The organism is Streptomyces sp. PTL18, assembly GCF_059510295.1.
The window spans coordinates 1-1923 of the sequence record NZ_JCAJZO010000088.1; the positions used below are offsets into that span (position 1 = coordinate 1).

Below are 1923 nucleotides of genomic sequence, written 5' to 3' on the forward strand. Positions count from 1 at the left end.
GTCTGCTGTGGGCGCAGTTCGGCCAGAGCCTGGCGAGCTTCGCTCCGCGCGCGGCCTGCCGTGTCCTGCCCGGCCTGCGTTGCGCGGAATGCGGTGCCTTGCGCTGCGCCCGCCCCAGCCTGCGTTTTTTCCGGTCCTGAAACAACGCCCGGGCTGCGGGCTGAGGTCTCGCTGTCCCGACTGCCGGGCCGCGGCGTGAGCGCCAGGTCCGGACCCGCCAGAGCACCGCGGGCCTGCTCGACCACCCCTTCCGCCTCCGCCACCACCGCGTCCTGCCGGTGGCGTTGCGCCTCCCGCTCCTGCAGTCCGCGAACCTGCTCGCGCAGGCCCACCAACTCCTCGCGCAAGCGGGCCGCCTCCTGGCGTGCACCGTCCCGTTCACGGCGCGCCGCAGCTACCTCGGCGGCAGACTCCTCCAACCGTTGCTCGAGTTCCCGCAGGAGTGCCTGCGCATCGAACAGCTCCCTGCGCGTGAGAGCATGACCGGCACGCTCGCTGCCCAGTGCCGCCTGAAGTGAACGCAGCAGGCCCTGGTGCTCCCGTCCTGCCGCCTCCTGCAAAGCAGCCGTACGCGCCCGCTGCCGTCGCACCGCCTCTCCGTACGCGGCCTGCTCTTCCTGCAGCTGGTCAACACGCTGCTGAAGCCGAGAAACCTCCGCCCTCGCGGCATCGTAGTCATCCAGCAGGCGGTAACGCTCATATGCCTCACGCCGGTTCGGCTGCACCGCCAAAGCAGCCATATATACCCCCGTGATATGAGCCCGGACCTCGGGAGTCACGCCGGGGCGACATTTCGTGAACAGATTCTCCAGGTCTTCCCGGGAGAAGAACACCTCGATACCGTTCAAGGCCCTGGACATTTTCGCCGGGCTGAAGCCCAGCATTCTGGCGACCGCACTATCGGTGTCACCGGCGCCATCAACCAAGGCCCGCAAAGCTTCCAGCCATTTCCGCACCTCATCGGCAACCCCATCACCGATATCCAGGCGCGGCCGCCCCACCGAAACGTGCGGCCTTTCCCCACCGCCCCCAGTGTCGAACCCCGCCAAAGCGCCACTCCCCTCCCCGCAGAATCCGAACAACCAGCATGGCAGCCCCTGTACCAGCCGTCCCCCCTCCCAGCAAAAAATCATGCCTTGCACATCAGTGATCACGACCGGCAGTCACTCCGCGAACGATGGCGAATTCACCGCCCGCCGCCGGCGCCGCACCGAACGTGCCGTCACTCGAAGATCCCTCGCGACGGCCCCGCGAACCTCCCACTGGGAGCCGAGTCAGACCGAAAAAGGCTACTGCGGGTCCCACTGCGCAGCGGACCGTCCTGCGCCTGAACCCTTCGCTTCACGACGCGCCGGCAGCGTGTCCAATGAGGTCCCAGGCAGCAGGAGCCGCCGCAGAAACCCTGTCATTCCCCCATCAGCACACCACGGCTGATCACAAGCTGTTGGCGGAACGCACGTGCGCGCCTAGTAGATTGTCGCGGCTTAACTTTGCTGTGTGGTTGGGTAGAGGTGGCGCAGTTTCACGCGGGCGTCGTCGGTGGTGAAGTGCCAGTCGACTTGGCGCTGGTCGCTGTTGGTCTGCTGCTGCCAGGCGGCGAGTTCGGCGTTGAGCACGGAGAGGTCGTCGATGCGGCGGTCCAGGCACTGGCGGGTGAGCGCGGAGAGCTCGATCTCGGCGATGTTGAGCCAGGATCCGTGTTTCGGGGTGTGGTGGATCTCCAGGCGCTGTGCCAGCGCGAAGGCTTTCTCCGGGTCGAACGCCTCGGAGAGCGAGGCGATGCTGTGGGTGTTGAGGTTGTCCATCACCAACACGACCGCGGCGGCGTCGGGATAGTCCACGGTCAGCAGGTGCTCGACCTGGCGCGCCCAGTCGACCTTGGTCCGGCGGGGCCGGGCATCCACGCGCCGCCATCCGCGCAGC

General features: G+C 67.3%; 2 protein-coding genes. Both read right to left on the reverse strand.

Translation table 11 applies throughout. From position 1 onward, the window contains the following. The coding region (locus tag AC5WS8_RS39040; RefSeq protein WP_496108219.1) for a hypothetical protein at positions 1-1154 on the reverse strand (1154 nt) is incomplete at its 3' end. A gap of 330 nt (positions 1155-1484) precedes the next feature. After that, on the reverse strand, positions 1485-1923 hold a 439-nt coding region (locus tag AC5WS8_RS39045), incomplete at its 5' end, for a transposase (protein ID WP_496108220.1).